The organism is Cupriavidus sp. NPDC089707, from assembly GCF_044748965.1.
Lineage (GTDB): Bacteria > Pseudomonadota > Gammaproteobacteria > Burkholderiales > Burkholderiaceae > Cupriavidus.
Window position 1 is genome coordinate 75,958 of sequence record NZ_JBIVHB010000003.1, and the last position, 25,346, is coordinate 101,303.

Annotated in this window: 25 protein-coding genes and 1 tRNA gene; 16 read left to right on the forward strand and 10 right to left on the reverse strand. The window is 68.6% G+C overall.

All coding sequences use genetic code 11. The features are described from left to right. Positions 1-6: 6 nt before the first annotated feature. The 5 genes from ccoS (at position 7) to ACIP1U_RS06670 (ending at position 4,159) form a co-directional block, all read left to right on the forward strand. Positions 7-183 (forward strand): cbb3-type cytochrome oxidase assembly protein CcoS, encoded by a 177-nt coding sequence (gene ccoS, locus ACIP1U_RS06650; protein ID WP_400312991.1) that lies wholly within the window; start codon positions 7-9, stop codon positions 181-183. Further along, on the forward strand, positions 176-385 hold the full coding sequence (locus ACIP1U_RS06655; protein WP_400312992.1) for a hypothetical protein: 210 nt from the start codon (positions 176-178) through the stop codon (positions 383-385). The genes ccoS and ACIP1U_RS06655 overlap by 8 nt, the downstream gene beginning before the upstream one ends. Positions 386-639: 254 nt before the next feature. Beyond that, positions 640-1,395, forward strand: a complete 756-nt coding sequence (locus ACIP1U_RS06660) for a sulfite exporter TauE/SafE family protein (RefSeq protein WP_400312994.1) — start codon at positions 640-642, stop codon at positions 1,393-1,395. An 11-nt stretch (positions 1,396-1,406) separates the two neighbouring features. Beyond that, the gene (locus tag ACIP1U_RS06665) at positions 1,407-3,575 is read left to right on the forward strand and encodes a heavy metal translocating P-type ATPase (protein WP_400312997.1); all 2,169 of its coding nucleotides are present in this window, start codon (positions 1,407-1,409) and stop codon (positions 3,573-3,575) included. After that, a complete protein-coding gene (locus ACIP1U_RS06670; RefSeq protein ID WP_400312999.1) occupies positions 3,572-4,159 on the forward strand; it encodes an SCO family protein in 588 nt (195 codons plus the stop codon). Before ACIP1U_RS06665 ends, ACIP1U_RS06670 begins: the two co-directional genes overlap by 4 nt. A gap of 24 nt (positions 4,160-4,183) precedes the next feature. On the opposite strand, the gene ACIP1U_RS06675 is transcribed toward ACIP1U_RS06670, so the two are convergent. Next, a complete protein-coding gene (locus ACIP1U_RS06675; protein ID WP_400313002.1) occupies positions 4,184-5,149 on the reverse strand; it encodes a DMT family transporter in 966 nt (321 codons plus the stop codon). 192 nt (positions 5,150-5,341) lie between these two features. On the opposite strand from ACIP1U_RS06675, the gene dapC reads away from it, so the two are divergent. The 10 genes from dapC to ACIP1U_RS06725 all read left to right on the forward strand — a co-directional run bounded on the left by dapC (position 5,342) and on the right by ACIP1U_RS06725 (position 15,001). Beyond that, positions 5,342-6,556, forward strand: coding sequence for a succinyldiaminopimelate transaminase (dapC, locus tag ACIP1U_RS06680; protein ID WP_400313005.1), 1,215 nt, complete (start codon positions 5,342-5,344; stop codon positions 6,554-6,556). A 65-nt stretch (positions 6,557-6,621) separates the two neighbouring features. After that, positions 6,622-7,446, forward strand: coding sequence for a 2,3,4,5-tetrahydropyridine-2,6-dicarboxylate N-succinyltransferase (dapD, locus tag ACIP1U_RS06685; RefSeq protein WP_209775255.1), 825 nt, complete (start codon positions 6,622-6,624; stop codon positions 7,444-7,446). A gap of 128 nt (positions 7,447-7,574) precedes the next feature. Next, on the forward strand, positions 7,575-7,934 hold the full coding sequence (locus tag ACIP1U_RS06690; protein ID WP_400313007.1) for a hypothetical protein: 360 nt from the start codon (positions 7,575-7,577) through the stop codon (positions 7,932-7,934). Between the two features lie 25 nt (positions 7,935-7,959). Next, the gene (locus tag ACIP1U_RS06695; RefSeq protein ID WP_400313008.1) at positions 7,960-8,307 is read left to right on the forward strand and encodes an arsenate reductase; all 348 of its coding nucleotides are present in this window, start codon (positions 7,960-7,962) and stop codon (positions 8,305-8,307) included. 50 nt (positions 8,308-8,357) lie between these two features. Next, complete coding sequence (gene dapE / locus ACIP1U_RS06700) at positions 8,358-9,509, forward strand: succinyl-diaminopimelate desuccinylase (RefSeq protein WP_400313010.1); 1,152 nt, start codon at positions 8,358-8,360, stop codon at positions 9,507-9,509. A gap of 25 nt (positions 9,510-9,534) precedes the next feature. Then, positions 9,535-10,428 (forward strand): 50S ribosomal protein L3 N(5)-glutamine methyltransferase, encoded by an 894-nt coding sequence (gene prmB, locus ACIP1U_RS06705; protein ID WP_400313012.1) that lies wholly within the window; start codon positions 9,535-9,537, stop codon positions 10,426-10,428. Between the two features lie 260 nt (positions 10,429-10,688). Further along, positions 10,689-11,957 carry an MFS transporter gene (locus ACIP1U_RS06710; RefSeq protein ID WP_400313014.1) on the forward strand — a complete coding sequence of 423 codons (1,269 nt, stop codon included), beginning with the start codon at positions 10,689-10,691 and terminating at the stop codon, positions 11,955-11,957. Between the two features lie 208 nt (positions 11,958-12,165). Next, positions 12,166-13,173 carry a tripartite tricarboxylate transporter substrate binding protein gene (locus ACIP1U_RS06715; protein WP_400313017.1) on the forward strand — a complete coding sequence of 336 codons (1,008 nt, stop codon included), beginning with the start codon at positions 12,166-12,168 and terminating at the stop codon, positions 13,171-13,173. A gap of 72 nt (positions 13,174-13,245) precedes the next feature. Continuing rightward, on the forward strand, positions 13,246-14,817 hold the full coding sequence (locus tag ACIP1U_RS06720) for a class I adenylate-forming enzyme family protein (protein ID WP_400313019.1): 1,572 nt from the start codon (positions 13,246-13,248) through the stop codon (positions 14,815-14,817). 107 nt (positions 14,818-14,924) lie between these two features. Beyond that, a tRNA-Val gene (locus ACIP1U_RS06725) sits at positions 14,925-15,001 on the forward strand. A gap of 66 nt (positions 15,002-15,067) precedes the next feature. Here ACIP1U_RS06725 and ACIP1U_RS06730 read toward each other — a convergent pair. Genes ACIP1U_RS06730 through ACIP1U_RS06740 form a run of 3 tightly spaced genes read right to left on the reverse strand, consistent with a single transcriptional unit; the run spans position 15,068 to position 18,271 of the window. Then, positions 15,068-16,207, reverse strand: a complete 1,140-nt coding sequence (locus ACIP1U_RS06730) for a CaiB/BaiF CoA transferase family protein (RefSeq protein ID WP_400313022.1) — start codon at positions 16,205-16,207, stop codon at positions 15,068-15,070. Between the two features lie 15 nt (positions 16,208-16,222). Then, complete coding sequence (locus ACIP1U_RS06735) at positions 16,223-17,236, reverse strand: NADPH:quinone oxidoreductase family protein (protein ID WP_400313025.1); 1,014 nt, start codon at positions 17,234-17,236, stop codon at positions 16,223-16,225. A gap of 12 nt (positions 17,237-17,248) precedes the next feature. Continuing rightward, positions 17,249-18,271 carry a Bug family tripartite tricarboxylate transporter substrate binding protein gene (locus ACIP1U_RS06740; protein WP_400313028.1) on the reverse strand — a complete coding sequence of 341 codons (1,023 nt, stop codon included), beginning with the start codon at positions 18,269-18,271 and terminating at the stop codon, positions 17,249-17,251. Positions 18,272-18,505: 234 nt separating this feature from the next. On the opposite strand from ACIP1U_RS06740, the gene ACIP1U_RS06745 reads away from it, so the two are divergent. Next, complete coding sequence (locus ACIP1U_RS06745; RefSeq protein WP_400313030.1) at positions 18,506-19,405, forward strand: LysR family transcriptional regulator; 900 nt, start codon at positions 18,506-18,508, stop codon at positions 19,403-19,405. Between the two features lie 67 nt (positions 19,406-19,472). On the opposite strand, the gene ACIP1U_RS06750 is transcribed toward ACIP1U_RS06745, so the two are convergent. The 6 genes from ACIP1U_RS06750 to gsiC form a co-directional block, all read right to left on the reverse strand. Next, positions 19,473-20,543 carry a M14 family metallopeptidase gene (locus tag ACIP1U_RS06750; protein ID WP_400313032.1) on the reverse strand — a complete coding sequence of 357 codons (1,071 nt, stop codon included), beginning with the start codon at positions 20,541-20,543 and terminating at the stop codon, positions 19,473-19,475. A 108-nt stretch (positions 20,544-20,651) separates the two neighbouring features. After that, positions 20,652-21,443, reverse strand: coding sequence for a hypothetical protein (locus ACIP1U_RS06755; protein ID WP_400313035.1), 792 nt, complete (start codon positions 21,441-21,443; stop codon positions 20,652-20,654). Between the two features lie 83 nt (positions 21,444-21,526). Then, the gene (locus tag ACIP1U_RS06760) at positions 21,527-22,345 is read right to left on the reverse strand and encodes a M55 family metallopeptidase (protein ID WP_400313037.1); all 819 of its coding nucleotides are present in this window, start codon (positions 22,343-22,345) and stop codon (positions 21,527-21,529) included. Then, positions 22,345-23,409, reverse strand: coding sequence for a P1 family peptidase (locus ACIP1U_RS06765; protein ID WP_400313039.1), 1,065 nt, complete (start codon positions 23,407-23,409; stop codon positions 22,345-22,347). Before ACIP1U_RS06765 ends, ACIP1U_RS06760 begins: the two co-directional genes overlap by 1 nt. Before the next feature lie 3 nt (positions 23,410-23,412). After that, a complete protein-coding gene (gene gsiD, locus ACIP1U_RS06770; protein WP_400313042.1) occupies positions 23,413-24,336 on the reverse strand; it encodes a glutathione ABC transporter permease GsiD in 924 nt (307 codons plus the stop codon). Positions 24,337-24,343: 7 nt separating this feature from the next. Beyond that, positions 24,344-25,264, reverse strand: a complete 921-nt coding sequence (gene gsiC / locus ACIP1U_RS06775; RefSeq protein WP_400313044.1) for a glutathione ABC transporter permease GsiC — start codon at positions 25,262-25,264, stop codon at positions 24,344-24,346. Positions 25,265-25,346 lie beyond the last annotated feature (82 nt).

Genomic DNA, 25,346 nt, shown 5'->3' on the forward strand with positions numbered 1-25,346 from the left:
GCGAGCATGGCTGAACTCACCTTCCTGCAATTCGTGGTGGCCTTCTTCATGAGCCTCGGCGCGGTCTGCGTGTTTATCTGGGCCGTGCTGTCGGGGCTGTTCGAAGACGCCGAGGCCATCAAGTACAAGGCCTACCGGGCGGAAGTCAAGGATGACGATGCGGAGACATCCGGCCATGAATGATGAACCCGACACCCCGCCCGCCGGGCCGGAAGCGCCGCATCACCAGCAGACCGAAGGCTACGGTGGCGGCCATATCCAGGCGCGGCATGGCCGCATCAATGTGTGGCTGCTGGTGGTCTACCTGGTGTTGTTCATCTGGGCGTTGTACTACGGCTACGCCTACTGGGGCGGGCTCGGGCCGGGGCTGGACCTGACGCGCTAAGCCGACCGCCCGCCGACCGTCCGCCACACCATCGGAGCCGACCATGATACCGAGACTGCTGCTGGCGCTGGCCCTGCTGAACCTGGCCTTCCTGTTCGGCGAACTCGCGCTGAACGTGCTCGGCCTGCAACTGTTATAGCGGAGCCGGTCATGACCCTTGCCGAAGCGATCGCCTTCTGGATCTTTGTCATCATGACGGTTGGCTTCTTTGCCTGGGTGGCCTATCTGGCGATACGCAAGTAGCGGGAGAGGCCATGAGCAACCTGTGGCTGGTCTTTCTGGCGGGCGCCGCCGGCAGCATGCACTGTGTCGGCATGTGCGGCGGCTTTGCCTGTGGCCTGGGCCCCGCGCCCGGCGGACGCCTTGCCTCCTGGTTGCGGCACCTGAGCTATAACCTCGGCCGGATCTGCAGCTATGCCTTCCTTGGCACGCTGGCCGGCTATCTCGGCATGCTGCTGGCAGGGCACGCCGGTGAAAGCAGCATGGCCAGCATGGTGCAGCGCGGACTGGCCATCCTGTCCGGCCTGCTGATGCTGCTGATCGGGCTGAACCTGGCCGGGTTCGTTGGCCGAGGCGGCCATGCGCTGGGCGGCGCGGGCGCGCAGTGGCTGGCGCAATCGCTGCGCACCTTGCTACGCCAGCCCGGACCTGCCGCGCCGCTGGCATTTGGCGTGCTGAACGGCTTTCTCCCCTGCCCGCTGGTCTATGCCTTCGCCGCGCAGGCGGCAGCCAGAGGCACCGCGCTGGGCGGCCTGCAGGTCATGCTCGCATTCGGGCTCGGCACCTTACTTACCATGCTGGCAATGGGCGGACTCGGGCTCTGGTGGCGCGCGCGGCATCGGTCCGGCGCCATCCCGGTGCAGCCGGTCGTGGCCAGCTTCCTGGCTGCGCCAGCGGCGCGCGTGGGCTGGCGCATGCAGGGCGTGCGCGCCGCCGGCGCGTTCATCTTCCTGCTCGGCCTGATCACGCTCGCGCGCGGCGTGGTACCGATGAGCGCCCACCTGCATTAGCCAGGCCGTCTATGCCAATCGAAAACACACACGCCTGCAGTCACTGCCGGTTGCCGGTCGGACGGCTGGGCCAGCAGCGCGAGCTGGACGGCGAAGCGCACTGGTTCTGCTGCTATGGCTGCTGCCTGGCCTATCAGGTGCACCATGGCGAGCACGAGGAACCGCAGGCTGCCGCCGCGCTGATCCGGCTCGGCGTCGGCGGGTTTCTCGCGATGAACGTCATGTTGTTCAGCTGGCTGCTCTACGCCGACGCGTTTACGGGCGACGAAGCGTGGCTGCGCGGGCCGGTTCACTGGCTGCTGTGGGCGCTGGCGACGCCTCTGGTACTGCTGCTGGGGCGGCCATTTGCCGAAGGCGCGTGGCAGGCCATGCGGCAGGGACGGCTGTCGACTGACACCCTGGTCTGCATCGGCGTGCTCGCCGCCTACTGCTACTCAGGTTGGCAGGTATTGCTTGGTTCGAGCCTGGTCTATTTCGACACCGCCGCCATGGTGCTGCTGCTGTTCACGCTGGGCCGCCTGCTTGAGGCACAGGTGCGCGTACGCACCGCGCGCCGGCTCGCGCCGATGCTGGCCGCTGAACGCGCCGAGGCGCGCGTGGTCGATGGCGGCACCGAAGACTGGCGCGCCGTCGTCGACATCCGGCCGGGCGAGATGGTGCGGATACTTCCCGGCGAGCGCGTGCCAGTCGACGGCATCGTCGTCGATGGCCGCTCGGAGTGCGACGAAGCGGTCCTGACCGGGCAGGGCGAGCCGCAGTTCAAGCCGCCGGGCGCATTGGTGCACGCCGGCAGCATCAACGGCAGCCGTCCGCTGCTGGTCCGCGCCACGGCGGCCGGGTCGCAGACCCAGTGGCAGCAGATCGGCGGGCAGGTGCGTGAAGCGCTGGCGCGCAAAACGCTGGCGGGCGACACCGTCGACCGGATCATTGCCGTGTTCATTCCCGGCGTGCTGGCGCTGGCCGCGGCCAGCGCGTGGTTCTGGGGCAGCCGGGCGGGCGCTCCGGCGCAGGCGGCGGATGCCGCGATGCTGGCCGGACTGGCCGTGCTGGTGGTGGCATGCCCGTGCTCGCTGGGCCTGGCAGCCCCGCTCACGCATGCGTTGGCGATCGGACTGGCGGCACAACGCGGCATCCTCGTGCGCGGCGGCGACGTGCTGGAAAGGCTGGCGCGGCTCAAAGGCATTGCCTTCGACAAGACCGGAACGCTGACGGCGGACACGCCGCACCCGGTCGGCATGCAGACCGAAGGCGCCAGCCACGCGGAAGTCCTGCGCGTGGCGGCTGCGCTGGCGCAGGCGTCGGACCATCCGGCAGCGCGCGCGATTGCCGCCATGGCCCGCGCCGCGGCATCGCCGCCCGCAGCCTCCAACGAAGTCGAGGCCAATGCCGGCGAGGGCCTGTGCGGTCGCTTCGATGGCATGGACTGCGCGCTGGGATCGCCCGCGTTCCTCGGCACGCTCGGCTGGCACGTGCCGCCTGCCCTGCTGGCTACGGCGCCACTGGGATGCACGCTGGTACTGGTCGGCTGGGAGGGCCAGGCGCGCGGGCTGATCGCGCTGCGCACGCTGCCGATGCCGCATGTTGGCGACGTGATCGCCGAGATGCAGTGCCACGGCCTGCGCACGCTGCTGCTGAGCGGCGACAATCCGCACGCGGTGGCGGCAATGGCGGGCGACTTGCATATCGATGCGTGGCAGGCCAGGCTGCTGCCGCACGACAAGGTGCGCGCCCTGCGCGACTGGGCCGCCGGTACAGGTCTGGTCGCCATGGTCGGCGATGGCCTCAACGACGGCCCGGTGCTGGCGGCTGCCTCGGTCGGCATCGCGGTGGGCAATGCCTCCGACCTGGCGCGCGAAAGCGCGGACGTCGTGCTGCCGCGCTCGGGCCTGGCCAGCCTGCCGTGGCTGTTGCAGCAAGCGCGCCAGGTGCGCCGCACGGTTCGGGCCAACCTGGCCTGGGCCTTCGGCTACAACGCCATCGCGCTGGCGCTGGCCGCCAGCGGGCTGCTGCAACCGGTACTCGCGGCGGTGCTGATGGCCGGTTCCAGCGTGCTCGTGGCGATGCGCTCGTGGCGCGCCGGCGCAACTGCCGAAGCGAATGCAGGCAACGCCGAACGCGCAGGCGCCACGGCACCGGGCCATCGCGCTGCCTTGCGATCCGGTCAGGGAGTCTCGCCATGAACCGATGGCTGGCCAGGCTGGCCGCCTGCCTGTTCGCGGCCTCGTTGCCGGGCCTTGCGCCGGCCACGCACAACGAGATCCAGCATACCGACCTGTCGTCGCGCGGCTGGCCGGTGGGGGATTTCCGCCTCACCGACCAGAATGGCCGCCCCTTTACCCAGACGCAGCTGCAAGGCCGCTGGACCCTGGTGCTGCTGGGCGACACCCATTGCGGAGCGCCATGCAGCGCTGCGTTGACAGCCCTGACAGGGTTGTACCAGCGCATCAGCACGACGCAGAAGCTTGCCACCACGCAGGTATTGTTCGTCTCGCTGGACCCGCAGCGCGATACGCCTGACGCACTGCGGCGCTACCTTGCCCCGTATGACGCCCGCTTCCTGGGTGCCACAGGCAGCCCGGAGACGCTGGCGCGGATGATCGACGATCTCGGCGCCAGACCTGGCGTGCCACCCGCCCCCAACGCAGCCTATCCGGGCTCGCTGATCCTGGTCGGGCCGGATGCCACGGTGCGCGCGCAGTTCCTGCCGCCGTTCGACGTGCCGCTGCTCACCGCCGCCTACCTGAAAGCACGCGTGCGAAAGTGACACGCACGCCGCAAAAGCGACGACTCAAGCTGCCGGTTCGGGGTCAGGCACTGCCAACGCACGCGCCGGCCGGCTCCGGTGCACCAGCCCGGACAAGGCCCCGGCCGCGACGATGCACAGCCCGCCGGCCGCTTCCTTCCAGCTCAGCACCTCGGTCGCCAGCCACCACGCCGAAACCGCCGCGATCACGATCTCGAACAGCATCAGCAGCGACACCCGGTTAGCGGGCAGCCGCTGCAGGCCGTACTGCACCACCGAATTGCTGACCACCAGCACGGCGGCCAGGCCCAGCACCAGCATAGCGACGCTGACCTGCGCGCCTGGCACGACTATCACCGAGGTGCCGTCCAGCAACAGTGCCGCCGGCACGCCGACCACGGTGCAGCCGAGGTACACCACCACGGTACGCACGCGCGCATCCATGTCGGGAAAGCGCTGGCCGGCGCGGCGCGACAGCACGTTATTGACGGCGAAGCCCATGCCGCCGACCAGTCCGGACCATTCCGCCGCGTTGCCCGGCAGCGGCACGCCGACTTCTGGCGTCCAGAGCATCAGCCCGGCGCCGAACAAGGCCAGCGCCACCAGCCCCAGTCCGGCCGCCGACAGCCGCTCCCCCAGGAACAGCCGGGCGAACAGCGCGGTCCAGACCGGCGTCAGGTAGAACAGCAGCAGCACGCGCATGACATGGCCGTTGACGCTGCCCCAGACAAAGCCGGCGTTGGTCACCCCGGCCGCCAGCCCGATCGCGACAAAGAGCCAGTGCGGGCGCAGCCCGGCCAGTTGGCGGCGGAATGCCAGCAGCGACAGCGCCGCGGCAACCGCGCTGACCAGCGCGGCGGCGTGCATGCCGCCCAGCCCCCAGCCGGCCAGCACGCGGTACGGAAACCAGGCGATGCCCCAGACCGAGGCCCCCAGCAGGATGGAAAGTGATGCCTTGACCGCATGGCGATCGGCCGGCGCAGCCTGCGCCGTAACGGGTTTCGTGCTCATGAAGGGAATCTGTTTGAGGCGAGCCGGCGCTTGCTGCCATGGCTGGCAGGCAAGTCCGGACGGCGCCGGCGGCATCACTGCGAGGTGATGCCCGCCATCCGTGCCCCGGCCGGCCGCGCGGGCGGCCCCGGCGCACGGTAACCCGCGCCGTTCCTCTATAATGCGTCGTTTTAACCGGCCCCGACTGCTACCGTGAATCCGCGCCTCGATCTGCTCCAGCCCTACCCGTTCGAGAAACTGCGGGTACTCTTTTCGCAGGTTAAGCCTGCCGAGAAGCCAGCGATCAGCTTCGGCATCGGCGAACCCAAGCACCCGACGCCCGAGTTCATCAAGCAAGCGCTGGCCGAGTCGCTTTCGGGACTGGCGAATTATCCCACAACGGCCGGTTCCGATGCACTACGACAGTGCATCGCCGGCTGGCTGGAACGCCGCTACGGCCTGCCCAAGGTCAACGCCGCCACCGAAGTGCTGCCGGTGACCGGCTCGCGCGAGGCGCTGTTCGCCTTCGCCCAGACCGTGGTCGACGGCACCACCCCGGGCGCGCTGGTGATGTGCCCGAACCCGTTCTACCAGATCTATGAAGGCGGCGCGCTGCTGGCTGGCGCCACGCCCGTGTTCGCCAACAGCGACCCGGCGCGCAACTTCGCCCCGGCCTTCGACCGTATCGGCGAAGAGGTCTGGCAGAAGGTCCAGCTGCTGTTCGTCTGCACCCCGGGCAACCCGACCGGCGCGGTGCTGTCGCTGGACGACTGGAAGCAGCTGTTCGCGCTGTCGGACCGCTACGGCTTCGTGATTGCATCGGACGAGTGCTACTCGGAAATCTATTTCGACGAAGGCCGCGCCCCGCTGGGTGCGCTGGAAGCCGCGCACAAGCTCGGCCGCGCGAATGGGGCCCACCCCTTCGAGCGGCTGGTGATGTTCTCCAGCCTGTCCAAGCGCTCCAACGTGCCGGGCCTGCGCTCCGGCTTTGTCGCCGGCGACGCCGCGCTGCTGAAGAAATTCCTGCTATACCGTACCTACCATGGCGGCGCGATGAACCCGGCGGTGCAGACCGCCAGCATTGCCGCCTGGAACGATGAGGACCACGTGCGCGAGAACCGCGCCGCCTACGTGCGCAAGTTCAGCGAAGTGACGCCGATGCTGGCCGAGGTGCTGGACGTGGCGCTGCCCGATGCCGGCTTCTACCTGTGGGCCGATGTGTCGCGCACCGGCCTGAGCGATACCGAGTTCGCCGCGCGGCTGCTGGCCGAGCAGAACGTGACCGTGCTGCCCGGCAGCTACCTGGCGCGCGAGGCTGGCGGCATCAACCCGGGCGCCAACCGCGTGCGCATGGCACTGGTAGCCACGCCGGAGGAATGCCTGGAAGGCGCGCGCCGCATCGTCGAATTCTGCAAGGCGCTGGGCTGAGGCGCTGCCCCGTCCGTCGCATTGACCAGACCCACGCATCAATATTCAACCCTGAGAAAACGAACATGACGCAAGCACTGCAAGCCCTGATCGACCAGGCCTGGGAAGACCGCACCAGCCTGTCGCCCAAGTCCGCCCCCAACGACATCCGCGAAGCCGTGGCCAACGTCATCGGCCAGCTGGATGCCGGCACGCTGCGCGTGGCCGAGAAGCAAGGCAAGGACTGGATCGTCAACCAGTGGGTCAAGAAGGCCGTGCTGCTGTCGTTCCGACTGGAAGATAACGCGCCGATGAGCGCCGGCGGCTTCGCCCAGTTCTACGACAAGGTGCCGACCAAGTTCGCCAACTGGAGCGGCGACGACTTCGCAAAGGCCGGCTTTCGCGTGGTGCCGCCCGCCGTGGCCCGCCGCGGTTCGTTCATCGCCAGGAACGCGGTGCTGATGCCGTCGTACGTCAACATCGGCGCCTATGTCGATGAAGGCACCATGGTCGACACCTGGGCCACCGTCGGTTCGTGCGCGCAGATCGGCAAGAACGTGCACCTGTCGGGCGGCGTAGGCATCGGCGGCGTGCTGGAGCCGCTGCAGGCCAACCCGGTCATCATCGAAGACAACTGCTTCATCGGCGCACGCTCGGAAGTCGTGGAAGGCGTGATCGTGGAAGAAAACTCGGTGATCTCGATGGGCGTGTACCTGGGCCAGTCGACCAAGATCTACGATCGCGAAACCGGCGAGATCCACTATGGCCGCGTGCCGGCCGGTTCGGTCGTCGTTGCCGGCAACCTGCCGTCCAAGGATGGCAAGTACAGCCTGTACTGCGCGGTGATCGTGAAGAAGGTCGACGCGCAGACCCGCGCCAAGACCAGCCTGAACGACCTGCTGCGCGACTGATCGATACGGATCGCGCTTTGGCGCAGCAAGCTGCGCCACCTCGTCCCGGGGCCGTGCCCCGGGACCGCAATACCGCTGTCACCTCCCGCCTGGCCAGGCTGAACATGCCTTCCCTCCGCAAGCGACTCATGGCTCTGGATCCCGCCACCGTCAGTACCGTGCTCTCCCTGTTGCCCACCATTCTCGAGCAGGCCAACAAGACCATCGAGAAGATCAAGAAAGGCAAGCGCAAGGACGACGCGCCCGAAGGCGCCGTGGCCGAAACGCGCGATCCCGCCGCCCGCATTGCCGAACTGGAAACCGCCGCCGTGCAGCAGGCCGAAGCGGTCAAGCTGCTGGCCGAGCAGCATGCCATCACCATCGAAGCGCTGCGCAAGGAAGCCGCGCGGCTGGACCGCCGCCTGCGTCTGATGACCGCGGTCGCCATGGGTGGCGTGGCGCTGGGCCTGGGCAGCCTGGTGATTGCGCTGAACCTGCTGTTCCGCTGAGCCCGAACTCCACAAAGAACAAGCCATGACCGTCCTCCTCTACGGCATTCCCAACTGCGATACCGTCAAGAAAGCCCGCACCTGGCTGGATGCCAACGGCGTGGCCTACACCTTCCACGACTTCAAAAAGCAAGGCGTGGATGAATCCATGCTGCGCGGCTGGCTCAGGCACGTGCCGCTGGCCACGCTGCTGAATCGCAAGGGCACCACGTATCGGGCACTGTCGGATGCCGACAAGGCCCGCGCCGAGGAAGAAGCCGGCGCGATCGCGCTGATGCAGCAAAGCCCGTCGCTGATCAAGCGCCCGGTGCTGGCCCACGCTGGCAAGGTAATGGTGGGCTTCTCCGCCGACCAGTACGCCAGCCAGTTCTGATTTACCTGCTGATTTACCTGCCGATTTACCTGATTTAGCGCCGCCGTCACATGACCGCCACCCTCGCCCTCACCGAAGACCTGATCCGCCGCCGCTCCGTCACGCCCGCCGACGAAGGCTGCCAGGCCATCCTGGAAACCCGCCTGAAGGCGCTCGGCTTCGACTGCGAAGCCATCGTCAGCGGTCCGGACGATTTCCGCGTGACCAACCTGTGGGCGGTCAGGCGCGGCACGCAGGGCACGGCGGGCAAGCTGCTGGTGTTCGCCGGCCATACCGACGTGGTGCCGACCGGCCCGCTGGAGCAGTGGCACTCCGACCCGTTCGAGCCGACCCATCGCGACGGCAAGCTGTACGGCCGCGGCGCCGCCGACATGAAGACCTCGATCGCCGGCTTCGTGGTGGCGGTGGAGGAATTCGTCAAGGCGCATCCCGCGCACGCCGGTTCGATCGGTTTCCTGATCACCAGCGACGAGGAAGGCCCGGCGCATGACGGCACCGTCAAGGTCGTCGAAGCGCTGACCGCGCGCGGCGAGCGCCTGGACTATTGCGTGATCGGCGAGCCGACCTCGGTCAACGCGCTCGGCGACATGGTCAAGAACGGCCGCCGCGGCTCGCTGTCGGGCAAGCTGACGGTGAAGGGCATCCAGTGCCATATCGCGTATCCGCACCTGGGCCGCAACCCGATCCATGACGCCGCACCGGCGCTGGCCGCGCTGGCCGCCGAAGTGTGGGACGAAGGCAACGAGTATTTCCCGCCGACCAGCTGGCAGATGTCGAATATCCACGGCGGCACCGGCGCCACCAACGTGATCCCGGGCCACGTCACCATCGACTTCAATTTCCGCTTCTCGACCGCCAGCACGCCCGAAGGCCTGAAGGCGCGCGTGCATGCGATCCTGGACCGCCACAGCCTCGAATACACGCTGGACTGGACCCTGGGTGGCGAGCCGTTCCTGACGCCGCGCGGCGACCTGTCCGACGCGCTGTCGTCGGTGATCAAGGCCGAAACCGGCTTCGACACCGAGCTGTCGACCACCGGCGGCACCTCCGATGGCCGCTTCATCGCCAAGATCTGCCCGCAGGTGATCGAGTTCGGCCCGCCCAACGCCAGCATCCACAAGATCGACGAGCACGTCGAAGTGCGCTTCATCGACCCGCTGAAGAATGTTTATCGTGGCGTGCTGGAACGCCTGATCGCCTGATTTTTTTTCGCCGAAAGACACCTACATGGCAACACCCGCTCCCCTGCGCACCGTGCGCGACCTGCTGCGCCTCGCAGTCTCGCGCTTCACCGCCGCGCGCCTGTCCTTCGGCCACGGCAGCGCCAACGCCTATGACGAGGCGGCCTACCTGGTGCTGCACACGCTGAACCTGCCGCTCGACACGCTCGACCCGTTCCTCGATGCGCGCCTGCTGCCCGAGGAAATCGACGCCGTGCTGAAGGTCATCGACCGCCGCGTCAACGAGCGCGTGCCGGCCGCGTACATCACGCACGAGGCCTATATGCATGGCCTGCGCTTTTACGTCGACTCGCGCGTCATCGTGCCGCGCAGCTTTATCGGCGAACTGCTGCAGGAAGGGCTGGAGCCGTGGGTCGGCGAGACCGCGCAGATCGGCCCGGTGCTGGAGCTGTGCACCGGCTCGGGGTGCCTTCCGATCCTGGCCGCGCACGTGTGGCCGAACGCGAAGATCGATACTGTCGACATTTCGGCCGATGCGCTGGCCGTGGCGCGCCGCAACGTCGCCGACTACAAGATGGACGACCGCATCCGTCTCTACGAAGGCGACCTGTATGCGCCGCTGCCGCATGGGGCCACCTACGATGTGATCCTGACCAACCCGCCGTACGTCAATGAAGCCTCGATGCAGGCACTGCCGGCGGAATACCAGGCCGAACCGCGCATTGCGCTGGCCGGCGGGGACGATGGCATGGACGTGGTGCGGCGGATCATCGCCGGGGCCAAGGCGCGATTGAATCCGGGTGGCGTGCTGGTGGTGGAGATCGGCAACGAGCATGCCAATGTGGAAGCCGCCTTCCCCGAGCTGGAAATCGTCTGGCTGCCGGTCAGCGCGGGCGAAGAGCAGGTATTTTTGCTGACGTACGACGCTCTGCCGGCGTGATACGCCAAACCCACCGACGGTGTGCTCCCCTCTCCCGCTTGCGGGAGAGGGGCCGGGGGAGAGGGCAGGCGCTTGCGTACCGCAACGGGCTGACTCCGTGGACACTCCCGCCCTCTCCCCAACCCTCTCCCGCAAGCGGGAGAGGGAGCACACAATCCGCACAGGGTACGGCCGCGCAATCTGGGCGAACACCGGCCAACCGTTGATCCGGCAACGCGCGCAGGCTCTACACTCGCTGCAGATATAGCGCCACAGACGCCGTGACCGCCAGCCACTCCCCCCTTCCCGGATCCCCTCCCGGTTCCAATGCCCTGCCCGCCGGGGCCGCAACCGCGCGCGCCGTGCGCGGCATTGCCATCCTGACCTTCGCGTTCGCGCTCAGCCAGTTCTTCCGCTCCTGCCTGGCAGTGATGGCGCCGGAGTTGCAGCACGATTTCGGCCTGTCCCCGGCAGGGTATGGCGCACTCTCTTCGTCATTTTTCCTGGCGTTCGCCGTGGCGCAGATCCCAGTGGGCATTGCGTTCGACCGCTACGGTGTCGGCCGCCCGACCGCGCTGCTCCTGGCCGTGGGCGCGCTGTCGTCAATCGTATTCGTGCTGGCGCCCAACGGCACCGCGGCCACGCTGGCGCAGGTGGGTCTGGGGCTGGCGTGCGCGCCCGTGTTCATGGGCCTGCTGCATTTCGCCTCGGAACAACTCTCCGAACGCGACTACACCCGCGTCGTCAGCCGCTCCAATGCCACCGGCATGATCGGCTCGCTGTGCGCGACCGCGCCGCTTGGCTGGGCCATCTCGCTGATCGGCTGGCGGCCATCGATGGCGGTATCGGCGCTGGGCATGGTGGCGGCCTGCTATGGCGTGTGGCGCTTCGTGCGCGACCATGGCCATGCCGAGGCACGCAGCGCCTCGTGGCCGGCGATGCTGTCGGAAAGCATGCAGCTGCTGAAGCTGGCGCCGCTGTGGACACTGATCCCGCTGTGCGTGGCCATGGCGGCCGGTACCGCCTTCCGCAATGCCTGGAGCGGCCCCTACCTGGCTGAAGTATTCGGCCTGGGCTCGGCGCCGCGCGGCGTCGCCCTGACGCTGCTGAGCCTGGCCGGCTTCCTGACGGCATTCCTGCTGCCGGTGCTGGTGCGCCGCAGTACGCTCAAGACCGCCATCGCCGGCTGGTCGTGCTTTGCCATGTCGGGGGCGATCCTGCTGGCGCTGTGGCCGGACACCGGCATCGGCTACGCCGTGGCGATGATGGCGCTGCTGTCGACCATCGGCATGCTGCATCCGCTGGTGATGGCGCAGGGCCGCGGCCTGATCCCGCCGTCGCAGCGCGGACGTGGGCTGGGGCTGCTCAATACCTTCGTGTTCCTCGGCTCGGCGCTGACGTCGTGGGCGTTCGGTCTGATCGCCAATGCGGGGCATGTGCGGCAGTGGCCGGTGGGGTCGACTTATGCGGCGATCTTTGTGTCCGCTGCGGTGCTGGTCGCGGTGTCGCTGATCCCGTATTTCTTCAGTCCGCCGCATCCGACCAACTGAGCGCCGTTTCGGACGAGCCCTCCATGCAGCCGCGCGGCGTGTGGATCACCAGGACGGACGCCTGGGCTCCGCCCACAAAAAGCCAGACTTATCGATTTAAGAATTCCCCTGCCGCGCATCCCGCTTTACCGTTTGTGACATCCACGTCCCTGCCCGCTACATGGGACGACCGGCCGCGCCCGCGGCCGCATAACAAGGAGACACATCGATGGCATCATCCCTGCGCCCCGTCCGGGGCCGCCGCGCATGGCTCGCCCGCGGACTGGCCGGCATGCTGGCCGCCACGTCCCTGGCCGTACCGTTCACCGCCGGCGCCGAGACCTGGCCCGCGCGGCCGATCCAGCTGCTGATCCCCTACCCGCCCGGCGGCAGCGCCGACCTGCTGGCGCGCCCGGTGGCCGCCAAGCTGCAAGAAAAGCTGGGCCAGCCGGTGGTGCTCGACTACCGGCCCGGCGCCGGCGGCACCATCGCCACGCAGGCGCTGGCGCGCGCCAAGCCGGACGGCTACACGCTGATCATGGTGCTGGCCGCGCATGCCATCAATGCGAGCCTGTATCCCAAGCTGCCGTACGACACCCGCAAGGACTTCGCGCCGGTGTCGCTGGTGGCCAACCTGCCGATGATCCTGGCCGGCAGCGCGTCGCTGCGCGCGAACAACGTGCAGGAGCTGATCGCGGAGGCCAGGGCCAATCCCGGCAAGCTGACCTTCGCCTCGGCCGGCAACGGCAACACCGGCCACCTGGCGGGCGAGTTGTTCGATTCCGTGGCGGGCATCAAGATGACCCATGTCCCGTACAAGGGCAGCGCGCAGGTGGTGACGGCGATGCTGTCGGGCGAGGTCCAGCTGACCTTCGACAGCATCTCCACCACGCTGCCGCACGTGAAGAGCGGCAAGCTGCGCGCGCTGGCGGTGACCGGCAGCCAGCGCGCAGCGGTCGCGCCTGAGGTGCCGACGCTGGCCGAAGCCGGCGTGCCAGGCATCAGCATCACCGGCTGGTATGCGGTGCTGGCACCAGCCGGCACGCCGCAGCCTGTGGTCGACCGCCTCAGCACCGAGATCGCCACGGTGCTGCGCCAGCCCGACCTGAAGGCCACGCTGGCAACCAACGGCTATGAACCGGTCGGCTCGACGCCCGCCGCGCTGCGCACGCATATCGATGCCGAGATCAGCCGCTGGAGCAAGGTGGTGAAGGACTCCGGCGCGCAGATACAGTAACCGAGTAACCGCTTCCCGGCGGGCGCCGCCATGCCGGCGCCCGCTCCGTTCTTGCGACATGAATTTGCCGACATGACCCAGACGCCCACCAAGCCCACCCCGCCCGCCCCGCTCACCCGCCCTTTCACCACCATGTCCGTGCTCGTGCGCGAGCATGCTAACGAACGCCCCACGCAGCGCGCGCTGATGCATGACGGGCGCGTGCTTGATTACGCCGGGCTGGACGCCGCCATGGACCGCATCGCCGCGGCGCTGGCGCGCGACAATGTGCGTCCCGGCGAGGCCATCGCGATCTGCGCGAACTCGTCGATCGAATACGCCGCGGTCTACCTTGGTGCCGTGCGCGCTGGCGTGGTGGTGGCACCGCTGGCGCCTTCGTCCACGGCCGAGAGCCTGGCCGGCATGGTCGCTGACTCCGGCGCGCGCATCCTCTTCACCGATGCCGCGGTTGCGGCTGCATTGCAGCCGGTGCACGCGCAACTGGCGAGCACGCCCATCGTCACCCTCGATGGCGACGACGCTGGCCAGCCCTATGCGGACTGGCTCGCCCCGGCCGGCACGCCGGTGCGGGAGCCCGATATCCGCCCGGAAATGCCGCTGAACATCATCTATTCGTCCGGCACCACCGGCAAGCCCAAGGGCATCGTGCAGTCGCACGGCATGCGCTGGGCGCACGTGTCGCGCGGCGCGGCCACAGGCTACGGCACCGACGCGGTCACGCTGCTGTCGACGCCGCTGTACTCCAACACCACGCTGGCCAGCTTCTTCCCGACCATCGGCCTGGGCGGCACCGCGATCCTGATGGCCAAGTTCGATGCGGGCAAGTACCTGGCGCTGGCGCAGCAGCACCGTGTCACCCACACCATGCTGGTGCCGGTGCAATACCAGCGCCTGCTGGCGCATCCGGACTTCGACCGGCACGACCTGTCGTCCTTCCGGCAGAAGTTCTGCACCAGCGCGCCGTTCAGCCCGACGCTGAAGGCCGAGGTGCTGCGCCGCTGGCCGGGCGGGCTGACCGAGCTGTACGGCATGACCGAAGGCGGCGGCAGCTGCCTGCTGCATGCGCACCAGTTTCCCGACAAGCTGCATACGGTGGGCCGCCCCGCACCGAACGCAGACATCCGCATCATCGACGACGAAGGCCGCGAGCTGCCGCCGGGAAGCACCGGCGAAGTGGTCGGCCGCTCGCCGGCGATGATGAACGGTTACCACAACCAGCCGGAGAAGTCCGCCGAGACCGAATGGCACGATGCACAGGGCAATCGCTTTATCCGTACCGGCGATATCGGCCGCTTCGATGATGACGGCTTCCTGGTGCTGCTCGACCGCAAGAAGGACATGATCATCTCGGGCGGCTTCAACATCTATCCGAGCGATATCGAGGCGGTGGTGCGCGAGCACCCGGCGGTCGCCGAGGTGTCGGTGGTCGGCGTGCCGTCGGAGCGCTGGGGCGAGACGCCGGTGGGCTTCGTCGCGCTGCGCGCCGGAAGCGGCGCGACCGCGCAGGACGTGCTGTCCTGGGCCAACGAGCGCCTGGGCAAGACCCAGCGGCTGGCCGAGTTGCACGTGGTCGACAGCTTGCCGCGCAGCGCCATCGGCAAGGTGCTCAAGCGCGAATTGCGCGAACGGCTGACGCAGGCCTGAGGCCTTGATGCAAAGGATGCTGACGCGCTGCGCGCAGCACAATCGCAGAAAGTTTGCGAAGGCGCTTGCGCAATCGCGAAGGCGTCCCTATAATTCGCGGCTTCGCTAGGCTCGTAGCTCAGCTGGTTAGAGCACCACCTTGACATGGTGGGGGTCGTTGGTTCGAGTCCAATCGAGCCTACCAACGCACAAAGGAAACGGACGGTACGCATCTGCGCACCGTCCGTTTTTCTTTTGCTGCGCGGAATCGTCAGGTGCTGATGCCTAACTCCGCCAGCACCGCCCCGGTATGCTGCCCAAGCGCAGGCGCGCCACCTTCGGGCCGCGCCATGCCTGCCATCCCCGGCAGGTTGGCCCAAGGCACGTCGCCAATCCCATCCAGCGCCAAGCGGCCGAAAACCCCCGCCTGCCGGCATTGCGCGCTCTGCAGGAAATCGCTGGCGTGGCTGACGCGCCCGAACAGCACGTCATGCTCGGTCAGCAGCGCTTCCCAGTGTGCAAGCGGCTGCGCGGCCACCGCCTGCGCCACGCGCCGGTTCAGTTCCGCCGCGCGTGGCAGCCGGCCGGCACTGGTGCGCAACGCGGCATCGTCGAGCCAGTCGTCAAAGCCCAGCACGCGCGCCAGCCGCACGAACATCGCGTCGTTGAGCATGCTGATGTAGAGCATACCGTCCGCTGCCGCGAACAACCCGGTCGGTGCATTGGCCGCGGCCATTTCCGCACCGGGGAACATGGCATCGTCCACCAAGAGGTACGACTGCAGCGCCGCGCTGGTCTCCAGCAGCGACAGCTTCACGTGGCGCCCCTTGCCATGGCGCGCGGCCTTGAACAACGCCGCGCACGCATGCTGGGCCGCATACAGTCCGGTGCTGAGGTCGATCAGGAAGAACGGGACACGCCGCGGCTGGCCCGTGCCGTCGCGGTTGAGGTGCATCAGCCCGCTGACCGCCTGCACGGTGGTATCGACTGCCGGCAGCGCCGACATCGGGCCGGCATGGCCATAGCCAGTGATCGACACGTACACCAGCGCCGGGTTGCGCGCCGCCAGCGCCTCATAGCCCACGCCCATGCGCTCGGCTACGCCTGGACGAAAATTCTGGATCACCACGTCGGCACGCTCGGCCAGTCTTGCCATGGCGGCGCGGCCGCTGTCAGTGCGCGCATCCAGCAGCACGCTTTCCTTGCCGGCGTTGCACGCCACCGCGATCGCGGTCTGGCCGGCGCGGATGCGGCCCATGTTGCGCGACCAGTCACCGCCGGGCGGTTCCACCTTGATCACGCGCGCGCCCTGCTGACGCAGCACCAGCCCGCAGTAGGGGCCGGCAATCCCCTGGCTCAGGTCGAGCACCGTCAGGCCGTCGAGCAGCGCAGCGTCTTGTCCGGATTGCATGTCGTTCTCCACGTTTCAGATATCCAGCATGACCTTGCCGATGGCGCGGCGCGACATCGTGGTGTCGACCGCCGCCAGCCAGTCGCGCAGCGGGAAGTGCTGCAGCACGAGCGGCGCCAGCTTGCCGCTCGCCACCGCCTGCATGATCTGTTCGACTACCTGCTGTACGCGCGGCGCGAAGCGCTGACGCTCGTCGGTCAGTCCCCAGCCGACGTAGTAACCGTAGTTGAAACCGATCATCGACAGGTTCTTGACCAGCAGCAGGTTGGCCGGCACTTCCGGGATGCGCCCGCTGGCATAGCCGATCGACAACAGCCGCGCACCCGGTGCCGCGCAGCGCAGCGAGGCATCGAACAGGTCGCCGCCGACCGGATCGAACACCACGTCGACCCCGCCCGCCGGGCACAGCGCCTTCACCGAAGCCGCCAGCGTGGCCGCATCGGCAGGCAGCGCGTGCGCCGCGCCGTTGCGCAGTGCCGCCTCGCGCTTGGCATCGGTGCTGGCGGTGGCGATCACGCGCGCGCCCATCAGCTTGCCCACCTGGACCGCGGCGGTGCCGAGTGCGCCGCTGGCGCCGTGCACCAGCATGGTCTCGCCGGGCTGCAGCGCGGCGCGCCACGCCAGCGCGGCCCACACGGTGCCGTAGGTAACCGGCAGCGCCGCGGCGTGGGCCAGTTCCAGCCCGTCCGGCACCGGATAGACCGTATCGGCGGTCGTCACCACCTCTTCGGCAAAGCCGCCCCAGTCCAGCGCCGCCGCTACGCGCTGACCCACGCGCAGGCGCGTCACGTCCGGCGCGACTTCAAGGATCTCCCCGGACGCTTCAGTGCCGGGCGTGAATGGCAGCGGCGGCTTGCGCTGGTACTTGCCCGACACGAACAGGCTCAGCGCAAACCCGACGCCCGCATGCCGCACGCGGATGCGCACCTGCCCTGGCTTGAGCGGCTGGCGCGGAATGCGTTGCAGTTCAAGTTCGCTCCAGTGGCACCAGCGCGAACAGACCAGTCCCAGGTAATCGTTGTCTTGCATTCGTCCGTCCTGTCATTCCAGCGTGATGCCGACATCGCGGATGACGCGGCTCCATTTGTCGCGGTCGCTCTTCAGCACCGCGGCGAAGGCTTCCGGCGTGTTGCCCACCGGCACCAGGTTCAGGTCCTGCATCTTCTTCGCGATCTCCGGCATGCGCACAATGCGAGCCACTTCGCGCGACAGCGCCTCGACCCGCGCCTTCGGCACGCCGGCCGGGAACAGCAGGCCCATCCACGCATCCGGCTCGAAGCCCTTGTAGCCCGCCTCGCGGAAGGTCGGCACCCTGGGCAGCAGCGCCGAGCGTTCGGCGCCGGCCATCGCCACCGGGATCAGCTTGCCGCCCTGCAGCAGTGGCATGGCCGTGCCCACCGCGATGAAGCCGATCTTCACGTGCCCGGCGGCCAGGTCGGTCGCCAGCGGCGCACCGCCCTTGTAGGCCACGTGTTCCATCTGCAGGCCGGCCTCGCGCTTGAGCAGTTCGCCGAGGATATGGCCCGTCGTGCCGGCGCCATAGGAGCCGTACGGGTACTTGCCGGGGTTGGCCTTGACCAGCGCCACCAGTTCCGGCAGCGTGCGCACCGGGAAATCCGGCGACACGGCCAGGATGGTCGACGAGATCGCGACCTCGCTGACCGGCGTGAAATCGGCGATCGGATCGTAGCCGATACGCGGGTACAGCGACGGGTTCTGCACGTGCGCGGTAAAGGTCAGCAGCGCGGTGTAGCCGTCCCTGGCGGCGCGCGCGACGTGCTTGGTACCGGTGGTGGTGCCTGCGCCTGGCTTGTTGTCGACAATGACCGGCTGGCCCCAGGCCCTGGTCAGTTCCTGCCCGATCAGGCGGGCAACCGCGTCGTTGACATTGCCGGCCACGGACGGCACCACAATGGTCAGCGGCCGCGACGGATACGCTTCGGTATCCGAGGGAGAATCGGCGGCGCGCGCAGTGGCCACAGTTGAGGCGGCAGTTGAGGCCGCAAGCGCGGCCAGCAAGATGGCGGGCATGGCGGCGCGCAGCCGTGAGCGGAGGATCGGCATGGTTGGTGTCTCCTGTCGTGGCTCCCTTCTGTGATGCCCGCCAGCCGGTGACGATGCGAGGGATGCCAACGCAGTCTAGGCCACCCGCGCGGCACGATCGATTCCTGCACGGCACAGTCCGAGTCCTGCCAGGCATGGCGCAATGCGAGGCGGACATCGAGGCCGCGGCGCGGTCCGCTCGCCGCGCTACAATGGCCCGCACTATTCGCACGCTGCCAGGCCGGCACCTACCCCATGCGATTCGAGGATCTTGAAGCCTTCCTGGTAGTCAGCGAACACGGCAACCTGCATCGCGCCGCCGATCGCCTCGGCATGACCCAGTCCGGCCTGTCCAAGACGCTGGCGCGACTGGAGGGCGAGGCCGGCATGCCGCTGTTCGAACGCACCCCGCGCGGGCTGGTGCCGACCAGCGTCGGCAAGACGCTGCGGGCGCATGCGCGCAAGATCTCGCTGGCAGCGACCGACCTGCGCAATGAGCTGGCCGAGCAGCGGCTGGCGCGCGCCGGCACCGTGCGGCTCGGCGCCATCCCCTACCTGGTGCCATCGCTGCTGTCGCCGCTGCTGGCGCAGTTCTTCGTCAGCCGCCCGCTGGCGGTGTTCTCGATCGAGACGCACCTGAGCGCGCGCCTGATGGCGATGCTGCAGAACGGCGACGCCGACCTGATCCTGGCCGCGCGCCCGGCCAGCGTCCCGGAAGACATCGACTGGCTGCCGCTGGGGCCGCTGACCATGCAGATCGTCTGCCGCAGCGCGCATCCGCGGCGCGACAGCTTCCGTACGCTCGGCGACCTGACCGAGGAGCGCTGGGCCGTGCCGGCCAGCTCGCTGTACTTGCGCCAGTGGCTGGAAGAACGATTCACTTCGGTGGGCCTGCCGCCGCCGCGCGTGGCGGTGGAAAGCACCGCCTCGCCGGTCGCGTTCGGCGAGTTGCTGCGGCACTCGGACCTGCTCGGCATCATGCCGCCGCGCATCCTGAAGCAGGCGGAGGGTCAGGGCCTGCAGGCCATCGCCGGGCCAGGCATGTCGTGGCAGCACGAACTGGCGGTGCTGTGGCGCGCCGGCGGCTACCTGTCGCCGATCTGCCAGGACTTCCGCGACGCGATCGTCAAGTGGTGCGAGGAGATGGAAATCTGAGGTGCCCAATCAGGTCCGCTCACAGGCCCGCTCAGGCCGCAATCAAGCCGCCGCTATCAAGCCACGCTCAGGCCGCTGCCAGCGTGCTGCGCAGGGCGTCGGTCACCTGCGCCACCACGCCGTCGCGCCAGTCGTCGGCATCGCCATAGAAGGCCTGCCACATCGCCTGGCGCACCAGCGCGCGCTGGTTCTCATCCGCTTCGGGGTGCCGGTGCAGCCAGTGGTCGCCGCGCAGCGCGTCCAGCACCTCGCCCACCGGCAGCGTGCCGAATTCCAGCGCGATGCCGGCATAGTCGATCCCCGGCAGTGTCTGCGGCACCGCATGCCAGGCCAGCCCGGTCAGGTTGGCCGAGGTCGACGAGCCGTCATAGATCGACGTCACCCGGCTGCCCCAGATGGCGCGCGTGCGCGTCAGCGACTCGGGCGCGTCCGGGCCCATGTGGATAGGCTCGCCATAGCCCCACGGCCCCAGGCCGGTGTGCACGTCGATCCAGCGCAGCGCCTCGCGCCCGGCGCCGAAGCGCGCCAGGATGCGGCACAGCGTGTAGTTGCTCCAGGTCGCCTTGGTACCGCCGAAGAACATGCCTTCCGGGTCCTGGTACTGGCCGCCGCTCAGCGCGGCCTGGTACCACGCCATGCCGCGCTCGGCCACGGTCTTCATCAGCCGGGCCTGATCTTCGGCCGAGGGCGGCCACTGCGCCGGCAGCAGCATCGGCGCAATCTCGGCATAGGGCACGTTGTGCGGCAGCGGCTGCGAGAAATCCATGAAATTGCGGTTCAGGTCGACGTTGTCTTCGTTGACCCGGCGCAGGTGCGAGAAACCGTAAGGATTAATGGCATGGACCAGCAGCAGGCTGGTGCCGGCGGCGGCGCAATCGGCCAGCAGCGCGGTGTCGTTCAGCATCGCAATCTGTGCGCCGGAGCCGGCGAAGCCCTCGGCGCCATGAGTGCCGGAGGTGACCATCAGGCACTGCCGCGCGCCGGATGGGCCCATCTGCGCCACGTCGATGGCCAGGTCTTCTCCGGCGCTGCCACGGCGGGTCGGATGCGGGAACTGCGCCAGGTCGGCCCCGGCCGTGCGCGCGGCGTCGAGGAACTTCTGGCGGGCTTCGGCGTAGCTGCGCGAAAAGGGGCTCATGGCGTCACCGGCGGATGGCGATGCAGGCCATTAGACGCCATTTCCGCCGGTTCTGCCAGTTCTGCCAGCCTGCCGCATGGGGCTAGGCAAAGGGGCTAGGCAAAGGGGCTAGAACAGCTCGCCGTTCGGGTCGGCCGGTGCCGAAGCTGCCGGGACTGCCGGACTTGCCGCTTCCGCCCCGGCGCCCCAGATGCCGGGCGAGGTGAAGGCCTGCGGATGCATCTCGATCCCTGCCGCGGCCAGCTGGCTGGCGGTCAGCACCAGATGGCGCGCCAGCCAGTCGTGCAGGCCGCGCAGGAAGCGGATGTTGTCGACGCTGTTGGATGCGGCAATCAGCCGCTCCAGCTTGACATGGGCGGTATAGACGTCGAGCAGGTTGGTGGCGCGCAGCCGCGGCGGCGTGCTGGGGGCGCGCTCGATCGCCAGGATCCGGCGCACCTGCGCGGTGGCCACGTCGCCGGTACGCAGGTATTGCTCATAGACCGGGTCAAGCGCGGGAAAGCGCACGGTGGGCTGCACGCGCGGCACGGCGGCCACTTTTTCCATGCGCAGAACAAGGTAGCGGATGGCGGCGAGACGCTCGGCCGCCGCAGTTTCCGCCGCGCTGCGGCGGCCGCGCCGGACGCCGGCGGGGATGGGGTCGGGCAAGGCCGTGCGGGGCGCCACGTCGCGCTCGGTGTAGTCCGGCACCTGCAGCAGCAACCCCGGATGCGCCACCGCGGCGCGGGCGCAGTCCTCCCCGAACGGGTCCTCATGCCCGGCGGCGTCGCGCAGGATATAGGCCTGTCCGTGCGGGAAACCGTGGTGCCGGCGGCTGTTGCCGCGCGCATGGCAGCGGGTGTCCAAGTCGACGAAGTCCTTGCGTACGGGGATCCAGCCCCCGTCGTGTGCCTGGGTCATGCGAATGCTTGATGCTGGGTTGGCTGCGGACCCGCTATTGTCGCCGATCCGGAGAATCCGCTGCCGGCAGGCCCTGCTTCAGGCTACTTCAGCATGAACGACATCGCCGACAGGCAGTTGAGCATGCGCACCGCGGCCTGCACGGAATCGGCCTGGAAGCCCAGCGTCACGCCGTCCAGGCGCTCCAGCGCCGGCCACTGGCAGAACAGGTCGGCATGCGCCGGCGTCAGGGTCTGCAGCCGGGCACTTGCCGGCGTGTCGAGCCGCAGGCATTGCGCCTGCGCCGCGGCGCGCACGCTGTCGGCCGCGGCCGCCTGGATCGCCTCGCGCGCCGCTCCCGGCGACAGCGTGGTGCCGCTGCCGAAGCCTCCGGCACGCTTGGTCTCGACGAAGCGCACCCACGGCATCAGCGGCCGGGTTTCCTGCACGAAGACATCGTCGCCGCTGGCCATCAGCACCGGCACGCCCAGTTCCCCGGCCAGCGCGCCGTAGAGGCCGGCCTCGCCCAGTTCCATGCCGTTAAGCCAGACCCGGGCGAAGGCGCTGCTGTTGATGGTGTGCGCCAGCACGCCGCGGCTCTGCGCGCGGCCGTGGTAGCCGATCATCAGCACACCGTCGGCGCCGTCCTCGATGCCGGCCATCATGCCCAGGTAGCGCGGCTTGCCGAGCACCAGCCGCGCGCGCGGGTCGATCTGGTCCGGCAGCAGGTTGCGAAAGCCGCCATGCGAGTCGTTGACCAGCACTTCGGTGGCGCCGCCGGCAAAGGCGCCGGCGACGGCAGCGTTGGCCTCCGCGGTCATCCAGGCGCGGGCGCGTTCGTATTCGCCGTTGCCGGGGCGGGTCTGCTCGGCGTGGAAGACGCCGGCGACGCCCTCGATATCGGTGGAAATCAGGATCTTCATCAGGCGGATTGGCGCAGTTCTGGCATGACCTCCAGCAAGGCGCGGCGGGCATGGCCGTCGCGGCCCTGCACCGTCGCCGCATGCCAGAGCGCATGGACGATGGCCTGCTCGACACTGTCCGCGGCGGCGCGGAACAGCGGGTCGAGCAGCGTTTCGTGAAGCATGGCGACGGCGGGCATCGCGCGGTCTGCCTGGTGCGGGACGGTATACGCGGTCGAGAACGCGAGCGCGATATCGCCAGAGCCGTGCCCGAACACCGAGCCGGTGCGCGCCAGCCCCGCGCCCGCGCGCAGCGACAGCCGGCGCAACTGGCGCGCGTCCAGCGGCGCGTCGGTGGCCACGACCATGATGATCGAGCCCTTTTCAGGCAGCGGCGGCTGCGCCATCGCGCCGGGCTGCACCAGCCGTTGCACCAGTTGCGGCCCGACCAGCTTGCCTGCCAGCGTCAGCGACTCCGGCGTGCCGAAGTTGGCCAGCACCAGCGCGCCGACGCAATAGCCCTGCGCCATGCGCGATGCCGTGCCGATGCCGCCCTTGACGCCGAACGACGACATGCCGCGCCCAGCGCCGATCGCGCCCTGCGCGACCTCCTGGCCGGCAGCGGCCAGGGCGGCGTCATAGTGGCTGCCGTCCACGGCCATGCGCTGGATATCGTTCAGGTAGCCGTCATTGCATTCGAACACCAGCGGATTGACGGTCGGCCATGCGCGCCCGATCTCCGGGTTGGCGGCGACGGCGGCGCGGATCTGCGCCTGCGCCATGGCGCTGACCGAGAAGGTGTTGGTCAGCGCAACCGGCGTCTCCAGCACGCCCAGTTCGTCCACTTGCACCAGCCCCACGCTCTTGCCGAAGCCGTTGAGCACGGTAGCCGCCGCGGGCACCTTGTCGCGATACATGTCGCCCTCGTGCGGGCGGATCACAGTGACGCCGGTCTGCACGTCACCCTGCGCCAGCGTGCAGTGCCCCACATTCACGCCCGGCACGTCCGTGATGCTGTCGCGCGGTCCCGCCGGCAGATTGCCGATACTCGGGACGCGCGGCACGCCCTGCGTCGATGTCTGCATGGCTCAGCGGCGGTCGATCTTGGGATCCAGCGCGTCGCGCAGGCCGTCGCCAAGCAGGTTGAACGCGAGCACGGTCAGGAAGATCGCCAGGCTCGGGAAGATCGCGACGTGCGGCGCGGTGACCATGTCGGCGCGCGCCTCATTCAGCATCGCGCCCCACTCCGGCGTGGGCGGCTGCGCCCCCAGCCCCAGGAACGACAGGCTGGCCGCGGTGATGATCGAAGTGCCGATCCGCATCGAGAAATACACCACAATCGACGACACCGTGCCCGGCAGGATATGGCGCGTGAGGATGGTCCAGTCCGACGCGCCGATGCTGCGCGCGGCCTCGACGTAAGTCAGCCGCTTGAGCATCAGCGTATTGCCGCGCACCAGCCGCGCGAATGCCGGGATGCTGAAGATGGCCACGGCAAAAATCACGTTGGTCATGCCATTGCCGAGGATGGCAACGATGCCGATCGCCAGCAGGATGCCGGGGAAGGCGAAGAGCACGTCGGAGATCCGCATCACGATGCGGTCCCACCAGCCCTCGTAATAGCCGGCCAGCAGGCCCAGCACGGTACCGATCAGCGCGCCGATGACGACCGACAGGAAACCTGCCGCCAGCGAGATGCGCGCCCCGGCCAGGATGCGGCTGAAGATATCGCGCCCGAGCGAATCGACGCCCATCCAGTGCGCGGCCGACGGGCCGGCGTTGAGCGCGTCGTAGTCGAAGAAATTCTCCGGGTCGTACGGCACGATATGCGGCGCCAGGATGGCGACCAGCACCAGCAGCAGCACGAATACGCCGGCGCCCAGCGCCAGGTGCTGCTTGCGGAATTTGCGCCAGAACTCGGTCCAGGGCGTGCGCACGGCCTCCGCAACGAGGGCGGCGGGGGCGGTAGCGGGTGCCGCTTCGCTTGCGGCGGGCGTGGAAAGCTCAGTCATGCCGGCCTCACTTGTAGCGGATGGTGGGATTGATCACGGTGTAGAGCATGTCCACCACCAGGTTGATCAGGATGAATTCGAGCGAGAACAGCAGCACCTCGGCCTGGATCACCGGGTAGTCGCGCATCTCGACGGCATCGACCAGCAAGCGGCCGAGGCCCGGCCAGTTGAACACTTTCTCGACCACGATCGAGCCGCCCAGCAGGAAGCCGAACTGCAGGCCCATCATGGTCACCACCGGGATCATGGCATTGCGCAGGCCGTGCTTGGCCACCACCAGCGTCTCGCGCACGCCCTTGGCCCGGGCGGTGCGGATAAAGTCTTCCTGCAGCACCTCGACGAACGAGGCGCGGGTAAAGCGCGCCATCACCGCCGCCACCGCGGCGCCCAGCGTGACCGAGGGCAACACGTAGTGCTTCCAGGTGTCGGCGCCGATCGACGGCAGCCAGCCCAGCTGCACCGAGAACACCTCCATCAGCAGCATGCCCAGCGCAAAGGCGGGAAAGGAAATCCCCGACACCGCCAGCGTCATGCCGAAGCGGTCCGGCCAGCGGTTGCGCCACACCGCCGAGCCGATGCCGATGGCCATGCCGAACACCACCGCCCAGGCCATCGACGCCACCGTCAGCAGCAGCGTGGGCATGAAGCGGTCGCCGATCTCCTCGCTCACCGGGCGCTTGGTGCGCAGCGAATTGCCGAACTCGCCGCGGATCGCATTGGAGAAGAAGTTGACGAACTGCTCGTGCATGGGCCGGTCCAGGCCCAGGTCCTTGCGCACCAGTTCGACCGTGGCCGAGTCGGCCTCAGGGCCCGCCGCCAGCCGCGCGGGATCGCCCGGCAGCAGGTGGACGAACAGGAACACCAGCACTGCCACGATCAGCAGCGTGGGGATCACGCCCAGCACTCGTTTGAGGAAGTAGTTCAGCATCACACACCATGAAGAAAGGCCGCAGGCCGCCCACCTGCGACCCCGCGACGCGGGCAGGCGGCCACCATCGGCTTACTGCTTT

Coding starts and splice junctions, on each gene's coding strand:
- ccoS (WP_400312991.1), top strand. CDS start 7: ATGGCTGAACTCACCTTCCTGCAATTCGTGGTGGCCTTCTTCATGAGC.
- ACIP1U_RS06655 (WP_400312992.1), top strand. CDS start 176: ATGAATGATGAACCCGACACCCCGCCCGCCGGGCCGGAAGCGCCGCAT.
- ACIP1U_RS06660 (WP_400312994.1), top strand. CDS start 640: ATGAGCAACCTGTGGCTGGTCTTTCTGGCGGGCGCCGCCGGCAGCATG.
- ACIP1U_RS06665 (WP_400312997.1), top strand. CDS start 1,407: ATGCCAATCGAAAACACACACGCCTGCAGTCACTGCCGGTTGCCGGTC.
- ACIP1U_RS06670 (WP_400312999.1), top strand. CDS start 3,572: ATGAACCGATGGCTGGCCAGGCTGGCCGCCTGCCTGTTCGCGGCCTCG.
- ACIP1U_RS06675 (WP_400313002.1), bottom strand. CDS start 5,149: ATGAGCACGAAACCCGTTACGGCGCAGGCTGCGCCGGCCGATCGCCAT.
- dapD (WP_209775255.1), top strand. CDS start 6,622: ATGACGCAAGCACTGCAAGCCCTGATCGACCAGGCCTGGGAAGACCGC.
- ACIP1U_RS06690 (WP_400313007.1), top strand. CDS start 7,575: ATGGCTCTGGATCCCGCCACCGTCAGTACCGTGCTCTCCCTGTTGCCC.
- ACIP1U_RS06695 (WP_400313008.1), top strand. CDS start 7,960: ATGACCGTCCTCCTCTACGGCATTCCCAACTGCGATACCGTCAAGAAA.
- dapE (WP_400313010.1), top strand. CDS start 8,358: ATGACCGCCACCCTCGCCCTCACCGAAGACCTGATCCGCCGCCGCTCC.
- prmB (WP_400313012.1), top strand. CDS start 9,535: ATGGCAACACCCGCTCCCCTGCGCACCGTGCGCGACCTGCTGCGCCTC.
- ACIP1U_RS06715 (WP_400313017.1), top strand. CDS start 12,166: ATGGCATCATCCCTGCGCCCCGTCCGGGGCCGCCGCGCATGGCTCGCC.
- ACIP1U_RS06720 (WP_400313019.1), top strand. CDS start 13,246: ATGACCCAGACGCCCACCAAGCCCACCCCGCCCGCCCCGCTCACCCGC.
- ACIP1U_RS06730 (WP_400313022.1), bottom strand. CDS start 16,207: ATGCAATCCGGACAAGACGCTGCGCTGCTCGACGGCCTGACGGTGCTC.
- ACIP1U_RS06735 (WP_400313025.1), bottom strand. CDS start 17,236: ATGCAAGACAACGATTACCTGGGACTGGTCTGTTCGCGCTGGTGCCAC.
- ACIP1U_RS06740 (WP_400313028.1), bottom strand. CDS start 18,271: ATGCCGATCCTCCGCTCACGGCTGCGCGCCGCCATGCCCGCCATCTTG.
- ACIP1U_RS06745 (WP_400313030.1), top strand. CDS start 18,506: ATGCGATTCGAGGATCTTGAAGCCTTCCTGGTAGTCAGCGAACACGGC.
- ACIP1U_RS06750 (WP_400313032.1), bottom strand. CDS start 20,543: ATGAGCCCCTTTTCGCGCAGCTACGCCGAAGCCCGCCAGAAGTTCCTC.
- ACIP1U_RS06755 (WP_400313035.1), bottom strand. CDS start 21,443: ATGACCCAGGCACACGACGGGGGCTGGATCCCCGTACGCAAGGACTTC.
- ACIP1U_RS06760 (WP_400313037.1), bottom strand. CDS start 22,345: ATGAAGATCCTGATTTCCACCGATATCGAGGGCGTCGCCGGCGTCTTC.
- ACIP1U_RS06765 (WP_400313039.1), bottom strand. CDS start 23,409: ATGCAGACATCGACGCAGGGCGTGCCGCGCGTCCCGAGTATCGGCAAT.
- gsiD (WP_400313042.1), bottom strand. CDS start 24,336: ATGACTGAGCTTTCCACGCCCGCCGCAAGCGAAGCGGCACCCGCTACC.
- gsiC (WP_400313044.1), bottom strand. CDS start 25,264: ATGCTGAACTACTTCCTCAAACGAGTGCTGGGCGTGATCCCCACGCTG.